Source organism: Candidatus Rickettsia colombianensi (genome assembly GCF_003664375.1).
GTDB lineage: Bacteria > Pseudomonadota > Alphaproteobacteria > Rickettsiales > Rickettsiaceae > Rickettsia > Rickettsia tamurae.
The window spans coordinates 1-25,856 of sequence record NZ_RAQN01000006.1 but is presented as its reverse complement, the minus strand read 5'-3'; the positions used below and the strand labels follow the sequence as shown (position 1 = coordinate 25,856).

The window sequence follows — 25,856 nt, the reverse complement described above, 5'->3', positions numbered from 1 at the left end:
TAATGAGTAAAATAAATAAACTTGAGCATATTCGTAATATCGGTATATGTGCTCACATTGATGCCGGTAAAACCACAACTACCGAACGTATTTTATATTATACCGGTAAATCGCATAAAATAGGTGAAGTTCATGAGGGCGGTGCTACCATGGACTGGATGGAACAAGAGCAAGAACGCGGTATAACTATTACCTCAGCTGCTACTACTTGTAGATGGCAAGATAAAATAATTAATATTATTGATACTCCTGGGCACGTTGACTTTACTATCGAAGTAGAGCGTTCGCTTCGTGTTCTTGACGGTGCGGTTGCAGTATTTGACGGTGTAGCAGGTGTTGAATCGCAGTCAGAAACGGTTTGGAGGCAAGCAGATAAATATAATGTTCCTAGAATGTGTTTTGTCAATAAAATGGACAGAATGGGAGCAGATTTTTATAGATGCGTTGAAATGATCAAAGATCGTTTAGGGGCAAAACCGCTTGTTATTCAGTTGCCTGTAGGGATTGAAGAAAATTTTAAAGGTATAATTGATCTTGTTAAAATGAAAGCAGTGATTTGGAAAGATGAATCACTTGGAGCTGAGTATTTTGAAGAAGATATACCTGCCGATATGAAAGATAAAGTTGAAGAATATCGTGCTAAATTACTTGATATGGTTGTTGAGTTAGATGATCATGTGATGGAAAAATATTTATCAGGTGAAGAAGTAACAGAAGAAGAGATTAAAAGATTAATCAGAAAAGGTACTATTTCAGCAGCATTTTATCCGGTTTTATGCGGTAGTGCTTTTAAAAATAAGGGAGTACAGCCTTTACTTGATGCCGTAGTAGATTTCCTACCTTCGCCTATTGATATAGGTATAGTAAAAGGTATGGAAGTAAGTACCGGTGAAGAAAAAGATTTCCCTATTTCGGTAACTGAGCCTTTTGCAGCTTTAGCATTTAAAATTATGAATGACCCGTTTGTTGGTTCATTAACTTTTATTAGAATATATTCAGGTAAAATTACTTCAGGAACAACTGTTATTAATACCGTAAAGAATAAAAGAGAAAAAATCGGTAGAATGCTATTAATGCATGCTAATAATCGTGAAGACGTAAAAGAAGCATCAGCAGGTGATATAGTAGCTTTAGCAGGTCTTAAAGATACTACCACCGGTGATACATTATCCGATATTGATAAACAAGTAATCTTAGAAAGAATGGAATTTCCGGAGCCGGTAATTGAGCTTGCGGTAGAACCTAAATCAACAGCCGATCAAGAAAAAATGGGCTTAGCACTTTCTCGTTTAGCAGCAGAAGATCCATCATTTAGAGTTTCAACTGATCATGAAACAGGACAAACAGTGATAAAAGGAATGGGAGAACTCCATTTAGAAATTATCATTGATCGTATGAGAAGAGAGTTTAAGGTTGAAGCAAATATCGGAGCTCCTCAAGTAGCATATCGTGAAACTATAACAAAAACTTGCGAAATTGATTATACCCATAAGAAACAATCCGGCGGTGCAGGACAATTTGCTCGTGTAAAAATTATTTTTGAGCCTCTAAAAGAGGTAAAAGATCTAAAAGATGAAGATAAAAATAAAACTTTTGTCTTTGAAAGTAAAATCGTCGGCGGTGCCGTGCCTAAAGAATATATACCAGGTGTTGAAAAAGGTTTAAATAATATTAGAGAAACCGGTGTTATTGCCGGTTATCCTATGATTGATTTTAAAGCGACTTTAGTTGACGGTGCGTTTCATGATGTAGATTCTAGTGTACTTGCGTTTGAAATTGCTGCAAAGGCAGCCTTTAGAGAAGGGATGCCGAAAGGTAATCCTAAATTACTTGAGCCGATTATGAAAGTTGAAGTTATCACTCCTGATGAATATATGGGTGATATTATAGGCGATTTAAATAGTCGTAGAGGGCAAATTCAAAGCATGGATCCAAGAGGGAATGCTCAAGTAGTTACTGCGAATGTTCCTTTAGCGGAAATGTTTGGGTATGTTAATACGCTTAGGTCTTTATCTCAAGGTAGAGCTCAGTTTAGTATGATATTTTCTCATTATGATCAAGTGCCGAGTCAGGTAGCTGATATTATTAAAGCTAAAAAATAATTGATGGATCTAATTAGATATAATTAATGTCATCTCTTGCAAAGGTAGATGTTGTTTTACTGTGACAGCTTATAAATTAGAAGTACCGATTATTATAGTAATTTTTTAATAAATTTATTGATTTTTTATTAAAAATATGATAGGAGTGTAGCTCAATTGGTAGAGCGCCGGTCTCCAAAACCGGAGGTTGCGGGTTCGATGCCTGTCGCTCCTGCCATTATAGGTTTAGAGCTTTTTTGCTATAAAATATAGAATTTTTACAAAATTCGCTTATAGAGAGAAATTTGAAAGATATACTTCACCTCGAATCGCAGCGTACATACTAGTACGTGAGAATTCCAGTGCTGGATCATCGTCTCAATTGCCTTTAGAAGTAGAATTTTGTAAGAAGTCTAATAAATTACCTAACAAAAATATGTTTAAAGAATATAAAATTTATAAGTTTTTTGACCAAGTTAAACAAGAAACTTATAAGGTAGTTTGGCCAACTAGAAAAGAGCTTGTTGCTTCAACATTAGTAGTGGTATTAGCAGTTTTTATTTTTAGCTTAATTTGTTTGGTACTTGATTATAGTATACATAACATAATGCAGCTTTTGCTTAATATCGGCAAATAGTATAAGGAATAAATTGTGACAGAACAGAGTATAGATAATATATTGTATTCTTCTGAAAAAAATGTAAAGCAGTGGTATGTGGTACATACGGCATCAGGAGCAGAGAAACGCATTAAAGAAGATATGCTTAGAAAAATCGCTAAACAGAAAATGACAGATTTTTTTGAAGATATATTAATACCTGTTTTTGGAGTTTCTGAAATTAAACGCGGTAAAAATGTCAAGGTAGAAAAAAAACTAATGCCGAGTTATATCTTGATAAAGATGAATATGACTGATAAATCTTGGCATTTAGTGAAAAATATATCTGGAGTAACCGGCTTTTTAGGAAGCAAAACCACGCCAAAAGCTCTTACAGAAAGTGAAATACAAAATATTTTTAATAATTTGGAAGCAGAAGCTAAAGAAGCAAAGAATTCTAAATTGTATGAAGTTGGTGAAATAGTGACTGTTACAGATGGTCCTTTTGAAACTTTCATGGGTACAGTAGAAGAAATAGATCAAGAAAAAAATAGGTTAAAAGTTTCAGTTTCAATATTTGGTAAAGCAACTCCAATAGAACTAAATTTTAATCAAGTAAAGAAAAATGATTAAAAGTTGGACTAAATACGGTTTATTAATTACTTAAGCTGTATTGTACGAATGTTCAGGATGTCATTGTTGCAGGATAATGAGTCGTCATTGCGAGCAGCAGTAGGCTGCGTGGCAATCTAGAAGAAATAAGAAAAAAATTCTGATTTACAGATTTTTTTTCTTCCTTGCTTTGTCAAAACTTACAGCTTTTCCTCGCAATGATAGGAAAAACGATCCATGCAATTGTTACAAAGTAATATTAATTTAAGAGAAAAATAAGGATATTTATAAATGTCTCAGAAAGCAATAAAAGGTTATATTAACTTGATAATTCCGGTTGCCGGAGCCACTCCTGCTCCTCCTATAGGACCAGCCTTAGGACAAAGAAAAGTTAATATTGCAGCATTTTGTAAAGATTTTAATGATGTTACGCAAGGTATGGAAAAAGGAGTACCTTTGCCGACTGTAATTACTGTTTATGAAGATAGTAGTTTTTCTTTTAAAATAAAAACTCCACCTGCTTCTTACTTTTTAAAGAAGTATGCTAAAATTACTAAAGGTTCTAGTGCTACTAAGAAAGAAGCCGTAGTAGGTAAAGTTACTATGGATGATTGTCGTGAAATTGCAAAGTTAAAAATGCCTGATTTAAATACAAAAAATATTGAAGCAGCAACAAAAATTGTTTGTGGTAGTGCTGCATCTATGGGACTTGAAGTGGTAGGGGATTAATGATTATGTCAAATAAGAAAGATGTTGCCGTAAAAATTAGCGGCGGTAAAAAAATAAGAGAAGCTAGAGAAAAAGTAAAATCAGATACTTTATATAATTTAACAAATGCAGTTGAACGATTAAAATCAGCATCATATGTTAAATTTGACCCAACCTTAGAAATAATTATAAAGCTTGGAATTGATCCTAGGCATTCCGATCAAATGGTACGCGGTGTAGTTAATTTACCTGCCGGTACAGGTAAAACTGTAAGAGTTGCCGTTATTTGTAAAGAAGAAAGAGAAGAAGAAGCTAAAAGTGCTGGAGCAGATTTAGTAGGTTCAACAAGTATCATTGATGAAATTAAATCAGGGAAAATTAATTTCGATGTATGTATAGCTACTCCCGATATGATGGCAGCTATAGGTTCAGTTGCAAGAATTTTAGGACCAAAAGGTTTAATGCCTAACCCTAAACTTGGTACCGTAACTTTAGATATTAAAAATGCTATTAAAAATGCTAAAAGCGGTCAGGTAGAATATAGAGCAGAGAAAGCAGGTATAATCCATGCAGGGCTTGGAAAATTATCTTTCTCAGACCAAGATTTATTAAAAAATTTAAATGCATTGATTGAGGCAGTAATTAAAGCAAAACCTGCCGGATTAAAAGGAAGTTATTTAAAAGCAATGTATTTATCTTCTACTATGGGAGCATCGGTACAAATAGATTTAACTAGTATAGTATAGTTTTTATAGCCGTTTAACGGTAGTATAGTAATAATAAAAAAATTTTTTTATTTTAAGCATTTGTATCAGTTTAAATATATTAAACTGTATTATAAAAGGAGAATTAAAAGGTGTTAAGATCAGAAAAATCGGTAGCAGTAGAGGATATTGTAAATATTTATAAAGAATCGCCCTCTGTAATTATTACTCATTATCACGGGTTAACCGTTAGTCAAGTGAGTTCGCTTAGAGAATCACTTAAATCTAAAGAAGCAGGTTTTAAAGTAGTTAAAAATACTTTAGCAAAAATAGCTGCAAATCAAACAGGGCTTGATAGTATTGCTAATTTATTTGCGGGTCCTACTGCTATTGTTTATTCTAAAGAACCGGTTGAGATGGTAAAATTAGTAGTTAATTTTGCTAAGGCTAATGATAATCTTAAGATTATTGGTGGAATAGTCAATAATTACGTGTTAGATGAAAATTCAATAAAAGAACTTTCTAAGCTACCTTCACTTAATGAGCTTAGAGGTAAAATTGTTGGGTTATTACAAGCACCGGCTACTAAGTTTGTAGGTGTTTTACAAGCTCCGTCTTCGAGTATGGCGAAAGTAATACAAGCACATGCTAGTAAAAATTAACTTAAAGGTTACTGCATCAGATATTTTAATTGATAATTAAAGAGCTTTTATAGTGAAAATTAATAAGATTTTTGTCGAAATAATTGTTATTATTTTAAAAAAAATCTTATAATTTGTAGCAAAAAAGAATTTAATTAACTTTAAAATACCTGATGTAGTAATCTCTCAATATAAAAACAAGTAAAAAGGAAAAAATTATGGCAGATTTAGCTAAAATTGAAGAACAATTATCATCATTAACATTAATGCAAGCAGCTGAGCTTGTGAAAATGCTAGAAGAAAAATGGGGTGTATCTGCAGTAGCACCTGTAGTTGTAGCAGCTGCTGGCACTGCAGCTCCTGCGGCTGAGGCAGCTGCTGAAAAAACTGAGTTTGAAGTAATTTTAACAGCTGCTGGTGACAAGAAAGTTGAAGTAATTAAAGTTGTGAAAGATATCACGGGTCTTGGTTTAATTGAAGCTAAGAAATTAGTTGATGAAGCTCCAAAGCCGATTAAAAGCAATGTAAAAAAAGCAGAAGCTGAAGAAATCAAAGGTAAGTTAGAAGCTGCTGGAGCAAAAGTTGAATTAAAATAATTATTTCTGCACTAGGTTCTGTAAAGAAAAGTTAAATTATTCGTATTTTTAGATATTTTCAAGTAAAAATTAATAAGATTCTTGCTGGAACAGTTATTTCTATTCCGAAAAAATCTTATTATTTTCAATAAAAAACAACTAAATATAGATTAATTTTTCTTTACAGGACCTAATGTTTTTTGCATTACAGATGAAATATTTTATAGCTTTAAATTCTTAAAATCTAAAAAGCCTTATTTTAGTAATTAAATTTGAATAAGGCTTTTTTGTTTAAAAATTATTTTAAAGCTAATTTAAGTTATTTTTTTGAAATAGGATAAAGCTATTACATTAAAAATCTTATTAATTAAAATATTTTGTTAACGTACCATACGTCTAGAAATTTAAATTATTGAAATTTTCTAGGTTCTGTGAACATTTATAATTGATTTTTAGTGAAAATTAATAAGATTTTTGAAGAAATGCTCTTATTTAAAAAAAAATCTTATAATTTTTTGTAACAAACAAATAACCAGAATCAAATCTTTTTAGAAATGTTCGCAGAGCCTACACAAGATCTAAATAAGAAGCTTACTAGGTTTTTTTAATTTAAGTTCTATGTAAAAAAATTTAAAACAATATATTTTAGTTTTTTACTGCAAATTATAAGCATTTTATCGAAATAGGTATCTATTCCAGTAAAAACTTTATTGTTTAAAATATAAATAATTTAAATTTTATATACAGAACCTAGGTTCTATGCACTTTTGATTAAATGATTATAATTAGGAGATATTTTTAAGCGAAAATTAATAAGATTTTTGGAAGTATAGTTGTTACTATTTCAAAGAAATCTTATAATTTATAGCTAAAAAGAGCTATAATTATGATTATTCTATTATAGTGCATAGAACCTAATCACTTCAATACGGGCAGTAATTTTATCAGTCAGGAGATTATATGGTTTCATTAAGGGATAATATAGAAGCACAACCCTTGTCACATAATAGAAGAATAAGAAAAAATTTCGGTCACATAAATTTAGTAGCAGATATACCGAATTTGATTGAAATTCAAAAAAATTCATATGAAAAAAACTTTCTACAGTTAAATATTAAAGATTCTGAAAGAAAAAACAAAGGTTTACAATCTATATTAAACTCAATTTTTCCTATTTCAGATTCCTCCAATATTGCTAATTTAGAATTTGTAAAATATGAATTCGATACTCCAAAATATGATGTAGAAGAGTGTAGTCAAAGAAGTTTAAGTTATGCTGCTCCTCTTAAAGTGACTTTAAGATTAAGTATTTGGGATATAGATGAGGATACCGGTACTAGAGAAATTAAAGGGATTAAAGAGCAAGAAGTATATATGGGTGATATCCCATTAATGACTAAAAACGGTACTTTTATTATCAACGGTACGGAAAGAGTAGTTGTATCACAAATGCATCGCTCACCTGGCGTGTTCTTTTATCATGATGAAGGAAAAGTTCACTCTTCTGGCAAGCTTTTATATTCTGCTCGTGTTATTCCATATAGAGGGTCTTGGCTTGATTTAGAATTTGACGCTAAGGATGTTATTTATTTCAGGATTGATAGAAAAAGAAAGCTTTATGCTACTACTTTGCTTAGAGCTATAGGTATGAGTACTGAAGAAATTATAAAATTTTATTATAATTCAGTAACTTATAAGTTTGTTAAAAATAAAGGTTGGGTGGTTAAATTTATACCTCAGCATATTACTGCTCATCGTTTAACAAGTGATTTAGTAGATGCAGATACCGGAAATGTTCTACTGAAAGCAGGACAAAAAATTACCCCACGTTTGGCTAAAAAATATTTTGGGGAAGGGCTTAATAATATTTTAGTAGCTCATGAAACTTTAATCGGCAAATATCTATCCGAAGATTTAAGAGATCCTGCAAGCGATGAAGTATTAGCAAAAATCGGTGAAATGATTACTGCTGATATGTTAAATGTTATTAATGATCTTAAAATTAAAAATGTTAACGTATTAGTAATCAATCCTCAATCCGGTGGTCCATATATAAGGAACACCTTATTTGCTGATAAAAATCAGGATCGCGAGGCAGCATTATGTGACATTTTCAGAGTTTTAAGACCGGGCGAACCTGCTAATATCGAATCGGCTGAGAGCCTGTTTTATAATTTATTCTTTGATGCGGAAAGATATGATCTTTCAGAAGTCGGGCGAATAAAAATGAATTCTAGGTTAGAGCTGAATATTTCTGAAGAAGTTACGGTTTTAACAATTGATGATATTAAAAATATCATAAAAGTTTTAGTAGAGCTTAAAGACGGTAAAGGTATCATAGACGATATTGATCATTTAGGTAATAGAAGGGTTAGATCGGTAGGTGAATTGATAGAAAATCAATTTAGAATAGGTTTAATCCGAATGGAAAAATCTGTAATTGAAAGGATGTCGGCAGGTGATGTTGATACCGTAATGCCTCATGATTTAGTAAATTCTAAAATTTTAGTTTCAGTAGTAAAAGAATTTTTTAGTACCTCCCAATTATCCCAATTTATGGATCAAACAAATCCATTATCGGAAATAACTCATAAAAGAAGGCTGTCGGCACTCGGACCTGGAGGTCTTAGTCGAGATCGAGCAGGTTTTGAGGTGCGTGACGTACATCCGACTCATTACGGTCGTATTTGTCCTATTGAAACACCTGAAGGTCAGAATATAGGGTTAATTAACTCTATGGCTACTTATGCTAGAATAAATAAACACGGTTTTATAGAGAGTCCGTATAGAAGAGTTAAAGATGGGCATGTAACCGATGAAGTGGTATATCTTTCTGCTATTGAAGAAGGTAAATACAAAATCGGACAAGCAAATTCTAAAGTTGATAAAGATGGAAAGCTGCAAGGAGAGTTTATTAATTGCCGAGTTGAAGGCGGTAATTTTGTAATGGTAGAACCGCATGAGGTAGATTTCATTGATGTGACTCCTATGCAGGTAGTATCGGTTGCGACTTCTCTTATACCTTTCTTAGAAAACGATGATGCTAACCGTGCTTTGATGGGTTCAAACATGCAAAGACAAGCCGTTCCTTTAATTAAAACGGATGCACCTTTTGTAGGTACCGGAGTTGAAGGGGTAGTAGCTAAAGATTCCGGAGCGTCAGTGCTTGCATTACATGACGGTATTGTTGAGCAGGTAGATTCAAATAGGATCGTGATTAGAACTCTAGAACAAAAAGTTGACGGTTCTCCTTCGGTTGATATTTATAATTTATTAAAATTCCAAAAATCCAATCATAATACTTGTATAAATCAAAAGCCTTTAGTTAAGGTCGGTCATTACGTTAAGAAAAACGATATTATAGCTGACGGTCCTAGTACGGATAACGGTGAAATTGCTTTAGGTAGAAACGTGCTTGTGGCTTTCTTACCTTGGAACGGTTATAATTTTGAAGATTCAATTTTAATATCCGAACGTATAGTAAAAGAGGATGTATTTACATCTATTCATATTGAAGAGTTTGAAGTAATAGCTAGAGATACACGCCTTGGTCCTGAAGAAATTACCCGTGATATACCGAATGTAAGTGAAGAAGCATTACGTCATCTTGATGAGGTCGGAATAATTTATGTAGGTGCAGAAGTAAAAGCCGGTGATATTTTAGTCGGAAAAGTAACACCGAAAAGTGAATCGCCTATTACTTCTGAAGAGAAGCTACTACGTGCTATTTTCGGGGAAAAAGCTTTTGACGTAAAAGATTCATCGCTGCATGTACCTTCCGGAGTGAGCGGAACTGTAGTAGAAGTAAGGGTATTTTCTCGTAGAGGTGTAGAAAAAGACCAGCGAGCTATTGCTATTGAAAAACAACAAATTGAAAAATTAGCAAAAGACAGAGACGACGAATTAGAAATTATTGAGCATTTTGTGTTTAGTTGGCTTGAAAAGCTTTTAGTAGGGCAGGTGATTATTAACGGTCCTAAGCAAGTAAAAGCAGGACAAACAATTACTAGTGAAATGCTAAAAGGTTTATCTAAAGGGCAATTTTGGCAGCTTACCGTGGAAGATGCAAATGTAATGAATGAAATAGAGCAGATAAAGACTCATTATGATGAGAAAAAAGATGCCCTCGATAAAAGACTCTCTACTAAAGTAGAGAAATTGCAAAGCGGTGATGATTTACCTCAGGGAGCTTTAAAAGTAGTAAAAGTATTTATTGCAACTAAGCATAAATTACAGCCCGGGGATAAGATGGCAGGAAGACACGGAAATAAAGGTGTTATTTCACGTATTGTACCTGAAGAAGATATGCCGTTTTTAGAAAATGGAACTGTAATAGATATCGTTCTTAACCCTTTAGGTCTTCCGTCACGTATGAATATAGGACAGATTTTAGAAACGCATCTTGGGTGGGCATCAATAAATTTAGCAAAAAAAATATCCGAATTAGTCAAGGAATATAAAAATAAGCATATAGGTATTGAGCAGATTAAGAAATTCTTACTTGAGCTATATGGAGAGAATATTAATTATATACTTGAAAGATCGGAAGAAGAGATTATCTCTTTCTGTAATAAAGTAAGTAAAGGCGTACATTTTGCAACTCCTGTATTTGACGGAGCAAAAGTTCAGGACGTTAAAGATATGCTAAGACTTGCCGGTCAAGATCCTTCAGGACAAGTGAAATTAATTGACGGTAGAACCGGTGAATATTTTGACCGTCTAGTAACCGTCGGACAGAAATATTTGCTGAAATTGCATCATTTAGTCGATAATAAAATTCACTCCCGTTCTATAGGACCTTATAGCTTAGTAACGCAGCAACCGCTTGGAGGTAAGTCTCATTTTGGCGGACAGCGTTTCGGGGAAATGGAATGTTGGGCATTACAAGCTTACGGTGCAGCTTATACGTTACAGGAAATGTTAACGGTTAAGTCGGATGACGTAAACGGTAGGATCAAAACTTATGATTCTATAGTACGCGGTGAAAATAATTTTGAATCAGGCATTCCTGAATCATTTCATGTTATGATAAAAGAATTTAGATCTTTATGTCTTAACGTAAAGCTTGAAGTAACTTAGAGTTAAGTGTATACTCGGTGAATTTCAAAAATTGGCTACGTCGTCTAGCAAGTTCGCAGGTGGCAACGTATTAAGTATACGCTCCGCTCCTCGCCTTGCAGACTCCTTGCTCTTTTTGAAATTGACCTTCGTATACCTACTCTTCATTTGCTCGAGTTATATTGTCTTGCATAGTATTAGCTTTGTTGCATGGATCAAAAAACCTATTCGATGTCATCCCCGCGAAAGCGGGGATTCAGAAAAATAACTTCAAATATTGGTATAAAAGTTATTTATTTAAAAAATAAGCCTGTAAAAACAAGTTTTTTATAGGTTTTACTGAATTCTCGCTTTCGTGGGAATGACATTAAACGATCCATGCAACAACGCTGCGACTAAGAGGAGTATGGCAATGACGAAAAATATGAGCCATGCAATAAGAACTTTAATAAAGAAGTATACGAGTAATTTTTAAGGAAAAGTATTTATGAGCGTAGTAAATTTTTACGGACAATTAAGTAATACTCAACAATTTGATCAGATAAGGATTAATATAGCAAGTCCCGATCAAGTACGTTCGTGGTCTTTCGGTGAAGTAACAAAGCCTGAAACAATTAATTATCGAACTTTTAAACCTGAGAAAGACGGTTTATTTTGTGCAAGAATTTTTGGTCCGGTAAAAGATTACGAATGTCTCTGCGGTAAATATAAGCGGATGAAAAACCGTGGTATTACATGTGAAAAATGCGGCGTTGAAGTTACGGTTTCTAGAGTAAGACGTGAAAGAATGGGACATATAGAGCTTGCGGCTCCCGTTGCTCATATTTGGTTTTTAAAGTCATTGCCTTCAAGAATTAGTACGCTTCTTGATATGACAATGCGAGATGTAGAGAAGATTCTTTATTTTGAAAATTATGTAGTAGTTGACCCAGGGTTATCGATTTTACAAAAAGGCGAACTCTTAACAGAGGAAGAATTACAGAAAGCAAAAGATAAGTACGGTGAAGATGCATTTACTGCCTCTATAGGTGCAGAAGTAATACAACAAATGCTTAAAGAGCTTGATTTTTCAAAGTTAAAGCAAGAATTATACGAGGAATTACAAACCACTTCCTCAGAAGTCAAAAAGAAAAAATTAGTAAAGCGTTTAAAATTAGTAGAGGATTTTTTAGAGTCGGAAAACAAGCCGGAATGGATGATTATGGATGTTTTGCCGGTTATTCCTCCTGAAATTAGACCGCTTGTTATGCTTGACGGCGGAAGATTTGCTACTTCGGACTTAAATGAACTTTATAGAAGAGTAATTAATAGAAATAATCGTTTAAAGAAATTAATAAAGTCAAAAGCTCCTGATATAATAGTCAGAAATGAAAAAAGAATGTTACAAGAAGCGGTGGATGCGTTATTTGATAACGGTCGTCGCGGTAGAGCAGCGAAAAATGCTAATAAGCGTCCATTTAAGTCATTAAGTGATATGCTTAAAGGTAAGCAGGGGCGTTTCCGTCAGAACTTGCTCGGTAAGAGGGTTGACTATTCAGGACGTTCGGTTATCGTGGTAGGACCTGAGCTTAAACTTCACCAATGCGGTTTACCTAAAAAAATGGCTCTGGAGTTATTTAAGCCGTTTATTTATTCTAAGCTTGAGTTGTACGGCATCGCTACAACTATTAAAGCTGCTAAAAGAATGGTGGAAGCTGAAAAACCTGAAGTTTGGGACGTGCTTGAAGAGGTAATTAGAGAGCATCCGGTTTTACTTAATAGGGCTCCGACGTTACATAGGCTTGGTATTCAAGCATTTGAACCGCTATTAATTGAAGGTAAAGCAATCCAGCTTCATCCGCTTGTTTGTGCTGCGTTCAATGCAGATTTTGACGGTGATCAGATGGCGGTACATATCCCATTATCGATTGAAGCACAGCTTGAAGCTAGGGTATTTATGATGTCTACAAATAATATCTTAAGCCCCGCAAACGGTCGTCCTATTATTGTACCGGATAAAGATATAGTGCTTGGTTTATATTATCTAACCCTTGCATTTGATAATGAAGTAGGCGAAGGGATGATGTTCTCAGATTTAGCTGAGATGGAACATGCTTTATATAATAAATTTATAACTATTCATACAAAGATAAAATATCGCAGAAATCAGTTAAATGCCGAAGGTAAAATGGGCCCTGTTATCATTGATACTACTTACGGTAGGTTAATGGTCGGTGAGTTATTGCCTTCTAATCCTAATATAGAATTCAAGTTTATTAATAAACAACTAACTAAAAAAGACATATCATTAGTTATAGATTTAGTGTATCGTCACTGCGGTCAAAAAGCTACGGTAATTTTTGCCGATCAGCTAATGAAACTAGGTTTTAAATATGCTTGTTCTTCAGGTATTTCTTTTGGAATGGACGATATGGTAGTACCGGAATCTAAGAGTACTCATATCAATGAAACTCAGCTTGAAATAAAAGAATTTGAACAACAATATTCAAACGGTTTAATTACTTACGGAGAGAAATATAACAAAGTAGTTGATGCGTGGTCAAGATGTACCGATAGAGTAGCAAACGACATGATGAAAGAGATTGCTACGCCGCCGATTAATGATGATCCAAATCATCAGAAAATAAATGCTATATATATGATGGCTATTTCCGGAGCAAGAGGTTCTTTCCAGCAAATTAAGCAGCTAGGCGGTATGCGAGGTTTAATGACCAAATCAAACGGTCAAATTATACAAACTCCTATTATCTCTAACTTTAAGGAAGGATTAACTGAATTTGAGTGTTTTAATTCTGCTAACGGAATGCGTAAAGGGCAAATAGATACGGCTTTAAAAACGGCAAGCTCAGGTTACTTAACAAGAAAATTAGTAGATGTTGCACAAGATTGTATTATTACTGAAAAAGATTGTGGAACTGATAAAGGAATTGAAGTTAAGAGTGTTATTGAAGGCGGGGAAGTTATAGTACCTTTAGATGAAAAGATTTTAGGTCGTACTGCTGCTATCGATATATTTCATCCGGTAACTAATGATCTAATTCTCAATAAAGGCGAGCTTATTAATGAAACAAAGTTAGAGCAGATTGAGTCGGCTGGACTCGACAGAATTATGATAAAATCCGTATTAACCTGTGAAAGTACTACCGGTATATGTAGCATATGTTACGGTAGGGACCTTGCTACCGGTACATTAGTATCGGAGGGTGAAGCAATCGGGGTTATTGCTGCTCAATCTATCGGTGAACCGGGTACGCAGCTTACAATGAGAACTTTCCATATCGGAGGAGCGGCAACAAAAGGTGCTGAGGTTTCTTCCGTAGAAGCTTCCTATGACGCAAAAGTGAAAATTATAAGCCGTAACGTTGTTATTAATTCCGAAGAACGCAAAATTGTTATGAGCCGAAATTGTGAATTATTATTGCTTGATAATAACGGTAATGAAAAGGCTCGTCATAAAATTCCATACGGTGCTAGATTACTTGTTGATGACGGTGATATGGTTATTAAAACGCAAAAACTAGCGGAGTGGGATCCTTATACTATACCGATTATCACAGAGAAGTCAGGTAAAGTTTTATTCAAAGATATGGTTGAGGGTATTTCTATTCGTGACGTAACTGACGAAGCTACCGGAATACCGAGCAAAGTTATTATTGAATCAAAGCAATATTCACGCGGTGCAGAATTACGTCCGCGTATACAGCTTTTAGATGCTAAAGGTGAAGTTATAACCTTATCAAACGGTTTAGAAGCTAGATATTACTTGCCGGTTGGAGCAGTTTTAAGCGTAGAAGACGGAGTACAAATATCGGTAGGTGATATCATTGCACGTATACCGAAAGAATCAACCACTACTAAAGATATTACCGGTGGTTTACCGAGAGTTGCCGAGCTTGTAGAAGCAAGACGTCCTAAAGATCACGCAGTTATTGCCGAGGTTGACGGTAGAGTAGAATTCGGTAAAGACTATAAATCTAAGAGACGTATTATTATACATCCGATTGATGAAACAATGTCTATTGAGTATATGGTACCAAAAGGCAAGCATGTTGTAGTTAACGAAGGTGACTTTGTTAAAAAAGGCGATTTATTGATTGACGGTAATCCAGTACTTCAAGATATTTTAAAAGTAATGGGCGTAGAGGTTCTTGCAAATTATATTGTTAAGGAGGTTCAAGCCGTTTATCGTCTACAAGGTGTAAAGATTGATGATAAGCACATAGAAGTTATTATCCGTCAGATGTTACAAAAAGTAGAGGTTACGGATTCAGGCGGAACTACGTTATTAGTAGGTGAAAAAATAGATAGACATGAATTCGATGAGATAAATGAAAAAGCTATTAAAAACGGTTTAAAACCTGCTGAAGCACAATTAATATTACAAGGTATTACTAAAGCTTCTCTACAAACTAGATCGTTTATCTCTGCGGCGTCATTCCAAGAGACTACTAGAGTTTTAACTGAAGCAGCTATTGCCGGTAAAGTAGATAAGTTACGAGGATTAAAAGAAAACGTGATAGTTGGACGATTAGTACCTGCCGGAACCGGTTACTTTATGGATAAAATGCGTAAAGCAGCTGTAAAGCTTGACGAAGAGAATGCATAAATATACTTATATAGAATTTGATCTTTGTAAGGTATTGTTGTGTGGATACCGATGTCATTCCTGCGGAAGCAGGAATCTAAAAAAAATAGTCTTAATATTGACAAAAAAAGCCTATAAAAAACTTGGTTTTTATAGGCTTTTTTTTTTACTTCCCGCTTGCAGGAATGACGCTTTAATAACAAGCGATCGGTGCTATTAAATGCTCGTAGTTTTGACCTAAATAAGATACTGGTTGTTCAAAGATATACGTATCATTGTGATCATAATTATAATTACCGTATAATTGTAATCTTGCTAAAGAATCTTCATATTGGAAGTTTTCAAGTATTTCTTGATTTTTAGATATCTGAATTTCTGCTAAACAATGTTCAACATAAGTTTTTAGTGCTTCTTGAATTCCATCATATAAAGCTTTTAACATGAGTAAGTTTACTAATGGGTTAATACCATTATTTGCATTAGTAGTAATCGTAGCTTCTTCGTGTTTTTGATCAATAGATAATTTACAAATTAAAGGCTCTTCATTACTTACTTCTACTTTCTCTATTTCAAGATTTTCTGATTCAGCATTGATTTTTTTCTTCAAAATTTATCTCTGGGAAAAGTGCTTTCACATCCGTTATTTCAAGTTTTCCTCCTTTTTTACCTACTTCATAAGCTTTAGAAACAATTTGTTTATAAATAACGTCAATTAATTCTCGTTTTGTTTGTATTTCATCAAAATAGTTAATTCCTCCTTCATTCCAAAACTTTACTATTTTAGAAAAAGCAGGAATATATCTACCAGTCTTTGCTAAAAATTTTTGTATAAATGTAGGTTTAGTAAGAGAGGTTAATGTAGGATTTTTTCATATTTTTTAAATACATACTCGACAATTTTAGGTATATTTTGATCTGTTTCTATTTCGTTAGGTAAGCCGTGTAATATTTTTTGGCTATTGCTTGATCCATCTTTTTATACAAAATATTAACCTCGACCCATGTCCATGCTGGATTAGCCGTAAAACAAAGCTTTGTTACATGTATACTTCTGCTTAATTAAATGAGAAGTGATGTCTGTACTGGCATATTATTACTTAAATTTAACTAATTCGTCAACAAAATATAAAAAACGTTAACATTTGTCAAATGCTATTTAATGAGATTTTGTTTTAAATCAATTATAATACTTGCAAAGTTTTATCAAGATAAATAGAATTATCCAAAGTCAAAAGTAATATAAGGAATAAGTATGCTTAACATAAACTTTGTGAATGAAGAATCATCTACTAATCAAGGTCTAGTAGTTTTTATTGATGAGCGGTTAAAGCTTGATAGTAATTTAATAGGACTTGATCAACAACATCACGGATTAATTTCTAAAACTATTCAGAATAAACTGCAATTTACCGGTAAATATGGACAGATCAAGGTTATTCCGTCTGTCATTAAATCAGGCGAGGTTAGATATTTGATAATAGCAGGTCTTGGGAATGAAGAAAAATTAACTGAAGCAAAAATTGAAGAGTTAGGCGGCAAAATTTTACAGCATGTAACCGGTTGTAAAATTTCTACTATCGGCTTAAAACTTACAAATAGAATTAGCAGGTTTACATCTCAAACATTTGCATCTTTAGTTGCTAGTGGTGCGTTTCTTGCTTCTTACAGATTTAATAAATATAGAACTACCTTAAAAGAAGCAGAGAAGTTCGTAGTAGAGTCAATTGAAATTTTTACCGATAATAGCACTGAAGCGGCAAAATTATTTGAAGTCAAAAAATTAATTGCTGAGGCAGTATTTTTTACAAGAGATATAAGTAATGAACCGTCAAATATTAAAACTCCGCAAGTCTATGCCAAAAGAATAGTTGATATACTTGAACCGCTAGGAGTAGATGTTGATGTTATCGGTGAACGTGAGATGAAAAATCTTGGTATGGGAGCATTGCTTGGTGTGGGGCAAGGTTCACAAAACGAGTCAAAGTTAGTAGTTATGGAATATAAAGGCGGCAGTAAAGATGCTCCGACTATTGCTTTGGTTGGTAAAGGAGTGATTTTTGATACAGGCGGTATTTCATTAAAACCGTCAAGTAATATGCATTTAATGAGATACGATATGGGAGGTTCTGCAGCAGTTGTGGGTGCCATGATTGCGGTTGCCGGTCAAAAATTACCTGTAAATATAGTCGGTGTTGTAGGGCTTGTCGAAAATATGCCGTCCGGTAATGCACAGCGTCCAGGGGATGTAGTAACTACTATGTCAGGGCAAACTGCCGAAGTTTTAAATACCGATGCAGAAGGGCGTTTAGTACTTGCTGATGCTGTTTGGTATGCACAAGAAAAATTTAAGCCTAAATGCGTGATTGACATTGCAACTCTAACAGGAGCAATAACCGTAGCACTTGGTAATACATATGCTGGTTGTTTTTCCAATAATGATGAGTTAGCTGATAAGTTAATAAAAGTAGGGGAAGAAGTTAATGAAAAACTTTGGAGAATGCCGCTTCATGATGAGTACGATGCAATGATTAACTCCGACATAGCCGATATGGCAAATATCGGGAACGTACCGGGAGCTGCCGGAAGCTGCACGGCTGCACATTTCATTAAACGTTTCATTAAAGATGGAGTAGATTGGGCTCATTTAGATATAGCAGGCGTTGCAAATAGTAATAAAGCTTCAGCACTTGGTCCGAAAGGGGCAGTTGGGTATGGTGTTAGATTACTTGAAAAATGTATCAAAGAATATACTCGATGAACTTCAAAAATTGGCTACGTCGTTTTACAAGTACTGCGGTACTCACGTATTAAGTATACGCTCCGTTCCTCGTCTTGTGAACCGATTACTCTTTTTGAAGTTGATCTTTGTATATTACACATATTACTCGTAGTATACCTACTATTCGTTTATTCTGAATATAATTATGAACACAATAAATAAACCTTATATATTTGTTATAGGTAATGAGAAAGGCGGAGCAGGTAAAACTACCTGTTCTATGCATCTAATAATCGCTCTGCTTTATCAAAATTATTCGGTAGTAAGTATAGATACCGATTCACGTCAAAGTTCGTTAACGAATTATTTAAAAAATCGAGATTTATATAATAAACAAAATCCTGATAAACCTGTATTAGTACCGAAACATTTTCATATATCGGAAAGTGAAGTAGAAGAGCAAGCAAAGAGTTTTGAGCAGATACTCAAAAATAATCAGGATGTCGATTGTATAGTGATTGATACCCCAGGCAGTCATACTCCTTTATCAAGGGTTGCTCATTCTTACGCCGATACAATTATTACACCGATTAATGATAGCTTTCTAGATTTAGACGTAATAGCAAAAGTCGATAGCAAGGATGAAATTATTAGCCCATCAATATATAGTCAAATGATTTGGGAGCAGAAAATGGAACGTGCTAGTCGTGATAGAATTAGTATAGATTGGGTAATACTTCGTAATCGTTTAAGTAATCTTGATGCATTAAATAAAAGACGCGTAGGAAATGTATTAGCTAAACTTGCTAAAAGAATTAACTTTAAACTCGCAGAAGGATTTAGTGAACGTGTAATATATAGGGAGTTATTTTTACAAGGTCTAACATTACTTGATCTAAAAACTGCAAAATATGATAGAGCATTTAATAGCTCACACGTGCTTGCACGTCAAGAATTACGAAATTTTTTAGACTTTCTAGGTATTAAGGCTGCGTTCAAAGGTTAATTTCTATTAAAGTTTTTCTTTTATAAAGTTAAAATATATATATATAATGTAAAATTAATATGTTTTAACTTTATAAGAGAAACAAATGCCAAATATTGCTGAAAATATTTCAAAACTACCGGAAGAACAAAAAATTGTTTATAGAAAACTTAAGTCACATTTTACAAAAGAAGAGCTAGAACAAGATGAGCTTAAATCAAGAATGAATAGGATACGTAGTAATTTGTCTAAGCAAGACCAAGAAAAACTACAAGCAAGTAATAATTCTATAGATGAGATAGCAAAAGATGTATTATCGTTAGTTAAAGGAATAATAAATCTAGTCGAAAATGTTGCAGAGATAATTAAAAATCCTAAGAAAGCAATATATGAATGGATTAAAGGTGAGTTAAATCAAGTAAAACCTCAACAACAAAATTATCAGCAGCGCCCATCAAAGCCAAAAGCTGCTGTAATATCAAGATAAGACTTTGGCAAGATAAGTTTTTAGTTTTTATTTGCGAAAATTTGCGATTTTATGTATATAATATAGGGGAAATCGTATAATAAAAAAATAAAAATGCATAAATACAGAACTCATAATTGTAACGAATTACAAATATCCGATGTAGAAAAAGAAGTTAAGCTATCCGGTTGGGTACATAGAAGAAGAGATCACGGGAATCTAGTTTTTATAGATTTACGTGATCATTACGGTATAACTCAAATCGTGTTTACCGATCAAAACCCTCAGCTTATGGAGGATGCAAGTCGTTTGCGTTATGAGTCGGTAATTACGGTAAGGGGTACAGTTGTAGCAAGATCAGAGGACACGATTAATAATACGCTTCCGACAGGTCATGTTGAAGTGCTAGCTGTGGAATTTAGTGTTGAGTCAGCTGCGGACACTCTACCTTTTGTTATTAATACTGAAAAAGACGCTCCTGAAGAGTCTAGGCTTAAACATCGCTTTTTAGATCTGAGACGTGAGAAATTACATAATAATATAATACTCCGCTCACACATTATTTCTCATATTCGTCATTTGATGACGGCAAGCGGTTTTACCGAATTTCAAACTCCGATTTTAACAGCAAGCTCACCTGAGGGGGCTAGGGATTTTTTAGTACCGAGTAGAATGCATCCGGGTAAGTTTTATGCATTACCGCAAGCACCTCAGCAATTCAAGCAGTTATTGATGGTATCAGGCTTTGATCGTTATTTCCAAATTGCTCCTTGTTTTCGGGATGAAGATGCAAGAGCCGATAGATCACCCGGCGAGTTTTATCAGCTAGATGTAGAAATGTCGTTTGTTACACAGGAAGACGTATTTAGTACTATTGAGCCTGTGATGTATGATTTATTCACTAAATTCACTGATAAGAAAGTATCAGAGACTCCTTTCGTTTGTATTCCATATAATGAATCTATGCTAAAATACGGCTCTGATAAGCCTGATTTGCGTAACCCTATTATAATTGCCGATGTAACTGAGATATTTAGAGATTCCGATTTTACAATCTTTAGAGAGAATATTAAAAAAGGTAGCATAGTTCGTGCAATTCCTGTACCTAAGGCAGCTGCACTGCCTCGTAGTTTCTTCGATAAAATGATAGAGTTTGCGATATCAGAAGGAGCAGGTGGACTTGGCTATATTCAGTTTAGTGAAACCGGTGAAGCAAAAGGACCGGTAGTAAAATTCTTAAGCCCGCAGCAATTAGAGAGTCTAAAAGCTACAGCTAATATTAGTAACGGTGATGCTGTATTTTTCGCTAGCGATAAGAAAGAGAAAGCTGCTAAACTTGCTGGTAAGGTTAGAATAAGACTTGGTGAAGAGCTTGATTTACTTGAAAAAGATTGTTTTAAATTCTGCTGGATTACCGATTTTCCATTCTATGAGTTAAATGAAGAAACAGGAAAAATTGATTTTAGCCATAATCCGTTTTCTATGCCGCAGGGCGGAATAGATGCTTTAGAGCAAGCTAAAACCATTGAAGAGTTATTAGAACTTACCGCATACCAATATGATATTATTTGTAACGGTATTGAACTTTCCAGCGGTGCTATTAGAAACCATAAGCCGGAAATTATGTATAAAGCATTTTCCATAGCAGGTTATAGTGAAGAGGAAGTTGATAAGAGATTTGGAGGGATGATTAGAGCATTTAAGTTTGGAGCTCCACCACATGGTGGAATAGCACCCGGTATTGACCGAATCGTTATGCTGCTTGCGGAAGCAACAAATATAAGGGAAATAATTGCGTTTCCTTTAAACCAGCAGGCTGAAGATTTGCTAATGAACGCCCCAAGCTATGTAGAGGATAAAGCTCTAAAAGAGCTAAGCATTATGCTCTCACCGTCTGCTAGAAAAAATGTAGAAAAAGAATAAGAATGTATAGTTGTTGTATGTTATTATGTCATACCGCAACTTGGCCTATAGTATGTCATTTCTAGTTAAAAGCGGAAAGCCAGTAACTATTAATCTCATCCTGCGACTTGATCGCAGGATCTAGTCTTTTTTAAATTTTTTTCTAGATACCGTGGTCAAGCCACGGTATGACAGCGAAAAGTACTGGCTTTCCGCTTTTAGCTAGAAATGACATTAGGACTATGCAACGACTCTGTGACTGCTCGCAATGACGTTTAAGGTATACACTCAACAGTGCTTACTTTGTTGATGTCTTTCCTTCCTAGCTTGTAATTTAGAGAATGCGATTCCTTTTACCGTTTCTACTCTTTTTGTTTGGAGTCCTTCTTGCTGTTGTAGTACATTACCAATTTTTATACTTTCCGCTATAAGTTTTTCTGTATTATGAATTTTATTTAAATTCTCAGGAGAAATTTGTTTCATAAAATAATTTGAGATACTAGGTAAACCTATCTTTTCACAAAAACTTCCTACCTTGTAATATATAATATCTTTAGCAGTTAACTTGAAAGATTTAGCATTTAATAAGTTGGTTGTGTTTTCGATATTATCCTGATATTTTAAATTTTTCTTTATACCCTCAATATCTTGCTCGGTAAGATAAGTTGCTTTTTTTAGCGCTTTCATTATATTGTCGTAGAATTTTGCTACTGCTTTATCGGTTACGTTTTTAGTTGTTGCCTGCTTTGTAAAATCAACAATTAGTGATGCCAATTTTTCGCCTGTAGATTTGTCTTGTATACGCATTGATTTTGCAGGATCAGAAATTAGTACTTCTACTTTACCTGTCTTAATAACATCAACTTCTTTTTCTTTCCATTTTCCGTCCAAATCTTTGCTCCATTGTTGTTCCTTGATTATTTCTTTTTTCAAGCCTATAGAAATTTTAATTTGGTAATTATTTTCATACGCCCACTCTTTAGCATCTTTACCTTCAATTGTAATGTTATTATCTATTGCATAGAGTACCGGGTCTTTTACAGGTGAATTAGCGAAAGCCTCTAACCAACCACCATTGTTAAATTCAGGTAAAACATTACTGAATTTTGTTACTATCTCAGCTCCTTTGGCCACTTCTTGCATATTAACAAGATTTTCTTTTATACTGTCTTTATAGTGTTTTCTCAAATCATCAAAATTTTTAATATTAGTGGATAACGCAATATTTTTTGGATTAAACCCAGCTTTTTTTAATTCATCAATTTTTTGATCAACTATTGCTTCCATCTGTTTCTCATCAAATTGACTTATCATTTGATTTAACGATTCGCTATATTTATCTATACTAAATGAGAAATTACCTGCGTTAATAGCAGCACTGTAGCCAACACCAGGATGTGCAAACATTTTAGCTGTTGATTGAATCATACTGCCAAAATTCTTGTGAAATGCTAAAAAAGAGCGACCATGATCAATTTTGGTTATTGTTTTACCATCCTGCACCATTAAATTACCAGCATGATAATCTACTTCCCCCAGCATATGACAAGCAGCTATGGCTTTTTCAAATCCTTCCAACTTTTTTAAATTTTGATCATTAGCTCTGACTCTAGTTTGACCTGATAAACCGGAAAATTCTGTTAGTGTTACAGCATTATCAAAAAATTTAGAACGTACATAAAGTGAATCAGGGTGTTTTTCATCCGCTGTTACCAGCCCTTCTTTTGGTGCGCGATCATGTAATAAAAATTGATACATGGTAGAGCCTATTAATTCTTGTACTCCGTCTCTTCGGTCAGCAATAGCCTGTTTTTGTGCCTTATTATCTTGTATTTTTTGGCATGCAGCATGAGTTTTATAAAAATGTTTTAAAATAAAAGTATTACCGGCGTTATCTTTAGCAACATAACCGGCCGAGACTCCTGCTGCCTTTTTTCCTTTCCCCTCAAACTCAGCTTGCTGTGCCACCCTCTTATCACGTAGCATAGCATCAATTGCTTTTTTAGGGTCATTAGGATTTCTTATTCCTTCAAGTTGTCTGTAATCTGCGTTATATCGGCTATCATCTAATCCAACCTGTTGTTCAATTGCCTCTGCCATAACTAAATGCTGTAAAAGAGGTGCATCGATTATTTCCCTTAATTCCTTGTTTTTATCTCCTGGAAACGAGTTTTTTATTATTGTTGTAACTTTAGCTAAATCCTTAGTGTTTAAATCGGCTAGGGCCATATAGCTAATATATAGGCTTTCAGCAGTAGAAGATTGGTCATTAGAAAGGTCAATAACAGATTCAGCAATGCCTTCGCAGGCTCTAGATATTTTGGCATTCAATTCTGTATCGTTAGTTTTCAGGGCTTTAAAAAGTTGCTCTTGTAATAATAACGCCTGTTGAGTTTTCTCTTTATACATAAAAATAACCTAACTAATAGTGAAAAAGTGTTGTTGCGTGGGTCAAAATCCTCATCATTGTGAGAAAACCGTGCAGCAATTGACGAAGCAATCCAGTAAACATTCTGATTTACAGAATTTTTTTATTATTTTTTCTGGATTGCTGAGTTCATTACGACCGCTTGCAATGACGATTCGGTATCCATGCAACAATGCCACGTGGGAATGACATTGAATAAGTTTTCCAAGCCGTGCAACAAGGCCCCCGCTTTTTTGCGGGGATTATGACATCGAGGTCTTTTTAAAAACTATTCAGTACTATAGATTTGATCGTGATATAACAATGAAAAAACGAAGCAATGAAATAAAATCATGACTTTGCAAGAATGATACCAATTAATCTCTTCTATTGCCTAAAAATCTCATTAAATATAGGAAAAGATTTATAAAATCTAAATATAAAGTAAAGGCTGCCATAATAGAAAGCTTTTGTCCTACTTCATCGTTTCCTGCCGTGTAATACATAGACTTAATCTTTTGAGTATCCCAAGCAATTAATCCCATAAATATTACTATTCCAATAAGAGAAGTAGCAAAAGAAAGAGCCGAGCTTTTTAGAAACAAGTTGACTAATGAAGCAATGATAAGACCTATAAGACCCATTGCAAAAAATGAACCCATAGATGTTAAATCTCTACTTGTACTATAACCGTATAAACTCATTGCTCCAAAAACGGAAGAGCAAATAAAGAAAGTACGAGCTATTGATGCACCGGTATAAATAAAAGCTAAATATGCAAGCGACATACCGGTTAAACCGGCATAAATCCAAAATAATATTTGTGCCGTTTGCAGGTTCATTCGTCCGAAGCCCATAAAGAAATATAAAGCAATACCGAGCGGAGCAAACATTATAATAGTACCGAAACCTGTTTGAAACATTAAATTATAAATAGGCTCAACTGATATAGTCGTTACGGCTGCTACACCAGTTAGTAAAAGTGCTAAAGCCATATAATTATATACTTTAAGCATGTATTTTCTTAAGCCTTCATCAAAAGTTTTATTTTTTGAGGCGGCAGTTAAAGTTTTTGTATAATCGATCATAAGTAACCTTAGGATTATGTTATTTACATAAAATATAGTCGTTTAGAGGCTATCTGTAAAGATATTTTAAAGCTAATTAAATTCTTTTTTGCTGCAAATTATAAGATTTTTTGAAATATAAGTAACTATTCCAGCAAAAATCTTATTAATTTTCGCTATAAAAGTTCTTTAATTATCATTTAAAATATCTCTGCAGATAGCCTCTTAAAGGTATTTTTTCAAGCTATTTCAAGCTATATTAATTATATTTTATAAATATCTTGCATTGAATATAAAGCAGAAGGTTTATCTTGTAGCCAAATAGCGGCTTTAATTGCACCAATAGAAAAAGAATTTTTATTCAGAGCTTCATGTTTTAAGGTGATTATTTCATCGTCACCTAGGAAAGATATTTCATGTATACCGTGAACATTTCCACCACGAAGTGAGGAAATACCTATTTCTTTTTCGCTTCTTAGTCTATTACCACGATTAAATGTTATATTTAATCCTTTTTTGCTTGCAATTGTTTCAGCAAGCATAACAGCAGTTCCTGAGGGTGAATCTTTTTTATTACGGTGATGCGTTTCTAGAATTTCAACATCGTAATCATCTAGTATTTTTGTTACTTCTTTAGCTAGATAGCTAAGCAAACTAGCTCCTATACTCATATTTGCAGAATATAAAACAGGTAAAGTTTGAGCTGCTTTTTCTAAAAACTTAAAATGTTGAGGTTGGAGGCCTGTGG

At 33.9% G+C, this 25,856-nt stretch carries 16 protein-coding genes, 1 tRNA gene and 1 pseudogene; 14 read left to right on the top strand and 4 right to left on the bottom strand.

The features are described 5' to 3' along the window. Positions 1–2 precede the first annotated feature (2 nt). The 10 genes from fusA (at position 3) to rpoC (ending at position 15,583) form a co-directional block, all read left to right on the top strand. A complete protein-coding gene (gene fusA / locus D6968_RS01350) occupies positions 3–2,102 on the top strand; it encodes an elongation factor G (RefSeq protein WP_121542882.1) in 2,100 nt (699 codons plus the stop codon). Between the two features lie 141 nt (positions 2,103–2,243). Further along, positions 2,244–2,319 (top strand) — tRNA-Trp (locus D6968_RS01345). A 198-nt stretch (positions 2,320–2,517) separates the two neighbouring features. Then, the gene (gene secE, locus D6968_RS01340; protein ID WP_245969037.1) at positions 2,518–2,718 is read left to right on the top strand and encodes a preprotein translocase subunit SecE; all 201 of its coding nucleotides are present in this window, start codon (positions 2,518–2,520) and stop codon (positions 2,716–2,718) included. Between the two features lie 15 nt (positions 2,719–2,733). Next, positions 2,734–3,312, top strand: a complete 579-nt coding sequence (gene nusG, locus D6968_RS01335) for a transcription termination/antitermination protein NusG (RefSeq protein ID WP_121542878.1) — start codon at positions 2,734–2,736, stop codon at positions 3,310–3,312. 270 nt (positions 3,313–3,582) lie between these two features. After that, positions 3,583–4,020, top strand: a complete 438-nt coding sequence (gene rplK, locus D6968_RS01330) for a 50S ribosomal protein L11 (protein WP_121542876.1) — start codon at positions 3,583–3,585, stop codon at positions 4,018–4,020. A 5-nt stretch (positions 4,021–4,025) separates the two neighbouring features. After that, on the top strand, positions 4,026–4,745 hold the full coding sequence (gene rplA, locus D6968_RS01325) for a 50S ribosomal protein L1 (RefSeq protein WP_121542922.1): 720 nt from the start codon (positions 4,026–4,028) through the stop codon (positions 4,743–4,745). A 110-nt stretch (positions 4,746–4,855) separates the two neighbouring features. Continuing rightward, a complete protein-coding gene (gene rplJ / locus D6968_RS01320) occupies positions 4,856–5,365 on the top strand; it encodes a 50S ribosomal protein L10 (protein ID WP_121542874.1) in 510 nt (169 codons plus the stop codon). A gap of 197 nt (positions 5,366–5,562) precedes the next feature. Then, the gene (gene rplL / locus D6968_RS01315) at positions 5,563–5,940 is read left to right on the top strand and encodes a 50S ribosomal protein L7/L12 (RefSeq protein WP_121542872.1); all 378 of its coding nucleotides are present in this window, start codon (positions 5,563–5,565) and stop codon (positions 5,938–5,940) included. A gap of 939 nt (positions 5,941–6,879) precedes the next feature. Continuing rightward, entirely contained in the window at positions 6,880–10,998 is a 4,119-nt protein-coding gene (rpoB, locus tag D6968_RS01310; protein WP_121542870.1) for a DNA-directed RNA polymerase subunit beta, read from the top strand. Between the two features lie 466 nt (positions 10,999–11,464). Next, the gene (gene rpoC, locus D6968_RS01300; protein ID WP_121542866.1) at positions 11,465–15,583 is read left to right on the top strand and encodes a DNA-directed RNA polymerase subunit beta'; all 4,119 of its coding nucleotides are present in this window, start codon (positions 11,465–11,467) and stop codon (positions 15,581–15,583) included. A 172-nt stretch (positions 15,584–15,755) separates the two neighbouring features. Here the strand turns inward: rpoC and D6968_RS01295 are convergent. Next, positions 15,756–16,621: pseudogene (locus D6968_RS01295) on the bottom strand (DNA-binding protein); the annotation flags it as partial. A 193-nt stretch (positions 16,622–16,814) separates the two neighbouring features. Between D6968_RS01295 and D6968_RS01290 the strand changes: the two are divergent. The 4 genes from D6968_RS01290 to aspS all read left to right on the top strand — a co-directional run bounded on the left by D6968_RS01290 (position 16,815) and on the right by aspS (position 21,655). Further along, positions 16,815–18,320 carry a leucyl aminopeptidase gene (locus tag D6968_RS01290; RefSeq protein ID WP_121542864.1) on the top strand — a complete coding sequence of 502 codons (1,506 nt, stop codon included), beginning with the start codon at positions 16,815–16,817 and terminating at the stop codon, positions 18,318–18,320. Positions 18,321–18,486: 166 nt separating this feature from the next. Continuing rightward, positions 18,487–19,287 carry a division plane positioning ATPase MipZ gene (locus D6968_RS01280; RefSeq protein ID WP_121542862.1) on the top strand — a complete coding sequence of 267 codons (801 nt, stop codon included), beginning with the start codon at positions 18,487–18,489 and terminating at the stop codon, positions 19,285–19,287. Positions 19,288–19,372: 85 nt separating this feature from the next. After that, positions 19,373–19,753: a DUF3106 domain-containing protein gene (locus D6968_RS01275; RefSeq protein ID WP_121542860.1), complete on the top strand. Its 381-nt coding sequence runs from the start codon at positions 19,373–19,375 to the stop codon at positions 19,751–19,753. A 93-nt stretch (positions 19,754–19,846) separates the two neighbouring features. Continuing rightward, positions 19,847–21,655, top strand: coding sequence for an aspartate--tRNA ligase (gene aspS / locus D6968_RS01270; protein ID WP_121542858.1), 1,809 nt, complete (start codon positions 19,847–19,849; stop codon positions 21,653–21,655). Between the two features lie 267 nt (positions 21,656–21,922). Here the strand turns inward: aspS and risK1 are convergent, their stop codons facing one another. The 3 genes from risK1 to dapB form a co-directional block, all read right to left on the bottom strand. Beyond that, positions 21,923–24,043 carry a T4SS effector phosphatidylinositol 3-Kinase RisK1 gene (gene risK1 / locus D6968_RS01260; protein ID WP_121542856.1) on the bottom strand — a complete coding sequence of 707 codons (2,121 nt, stop codon included), beginning with the start codon at positions 24,041–24,043 and terminating at the stop codon, positions 21,923–21,925. 375 nt (positions 24,044–24,418) lie between these two features. Then, positions 24,419–25,129, bottom strand: coding sequence for a Bax inhibitor-1/YccA family protein (locus tag D6968_RS01255; protein WP_121542854.1), 711 nt, complete (start codon positions 25,127–25,129; stop codon positions 24,419–24,421). 242 nt (positions 25,130–25,371) lie between these two features. Then, a partial coding sequence (gene dapB, locus D6968_RS01250) for a 4-hydroxy-tetrahydrodipicolinate reductase (protein WP_121542852.1) occupies positions 25,372–25,856 on the bottom strand: 485 nt, incomplete at its 5' end.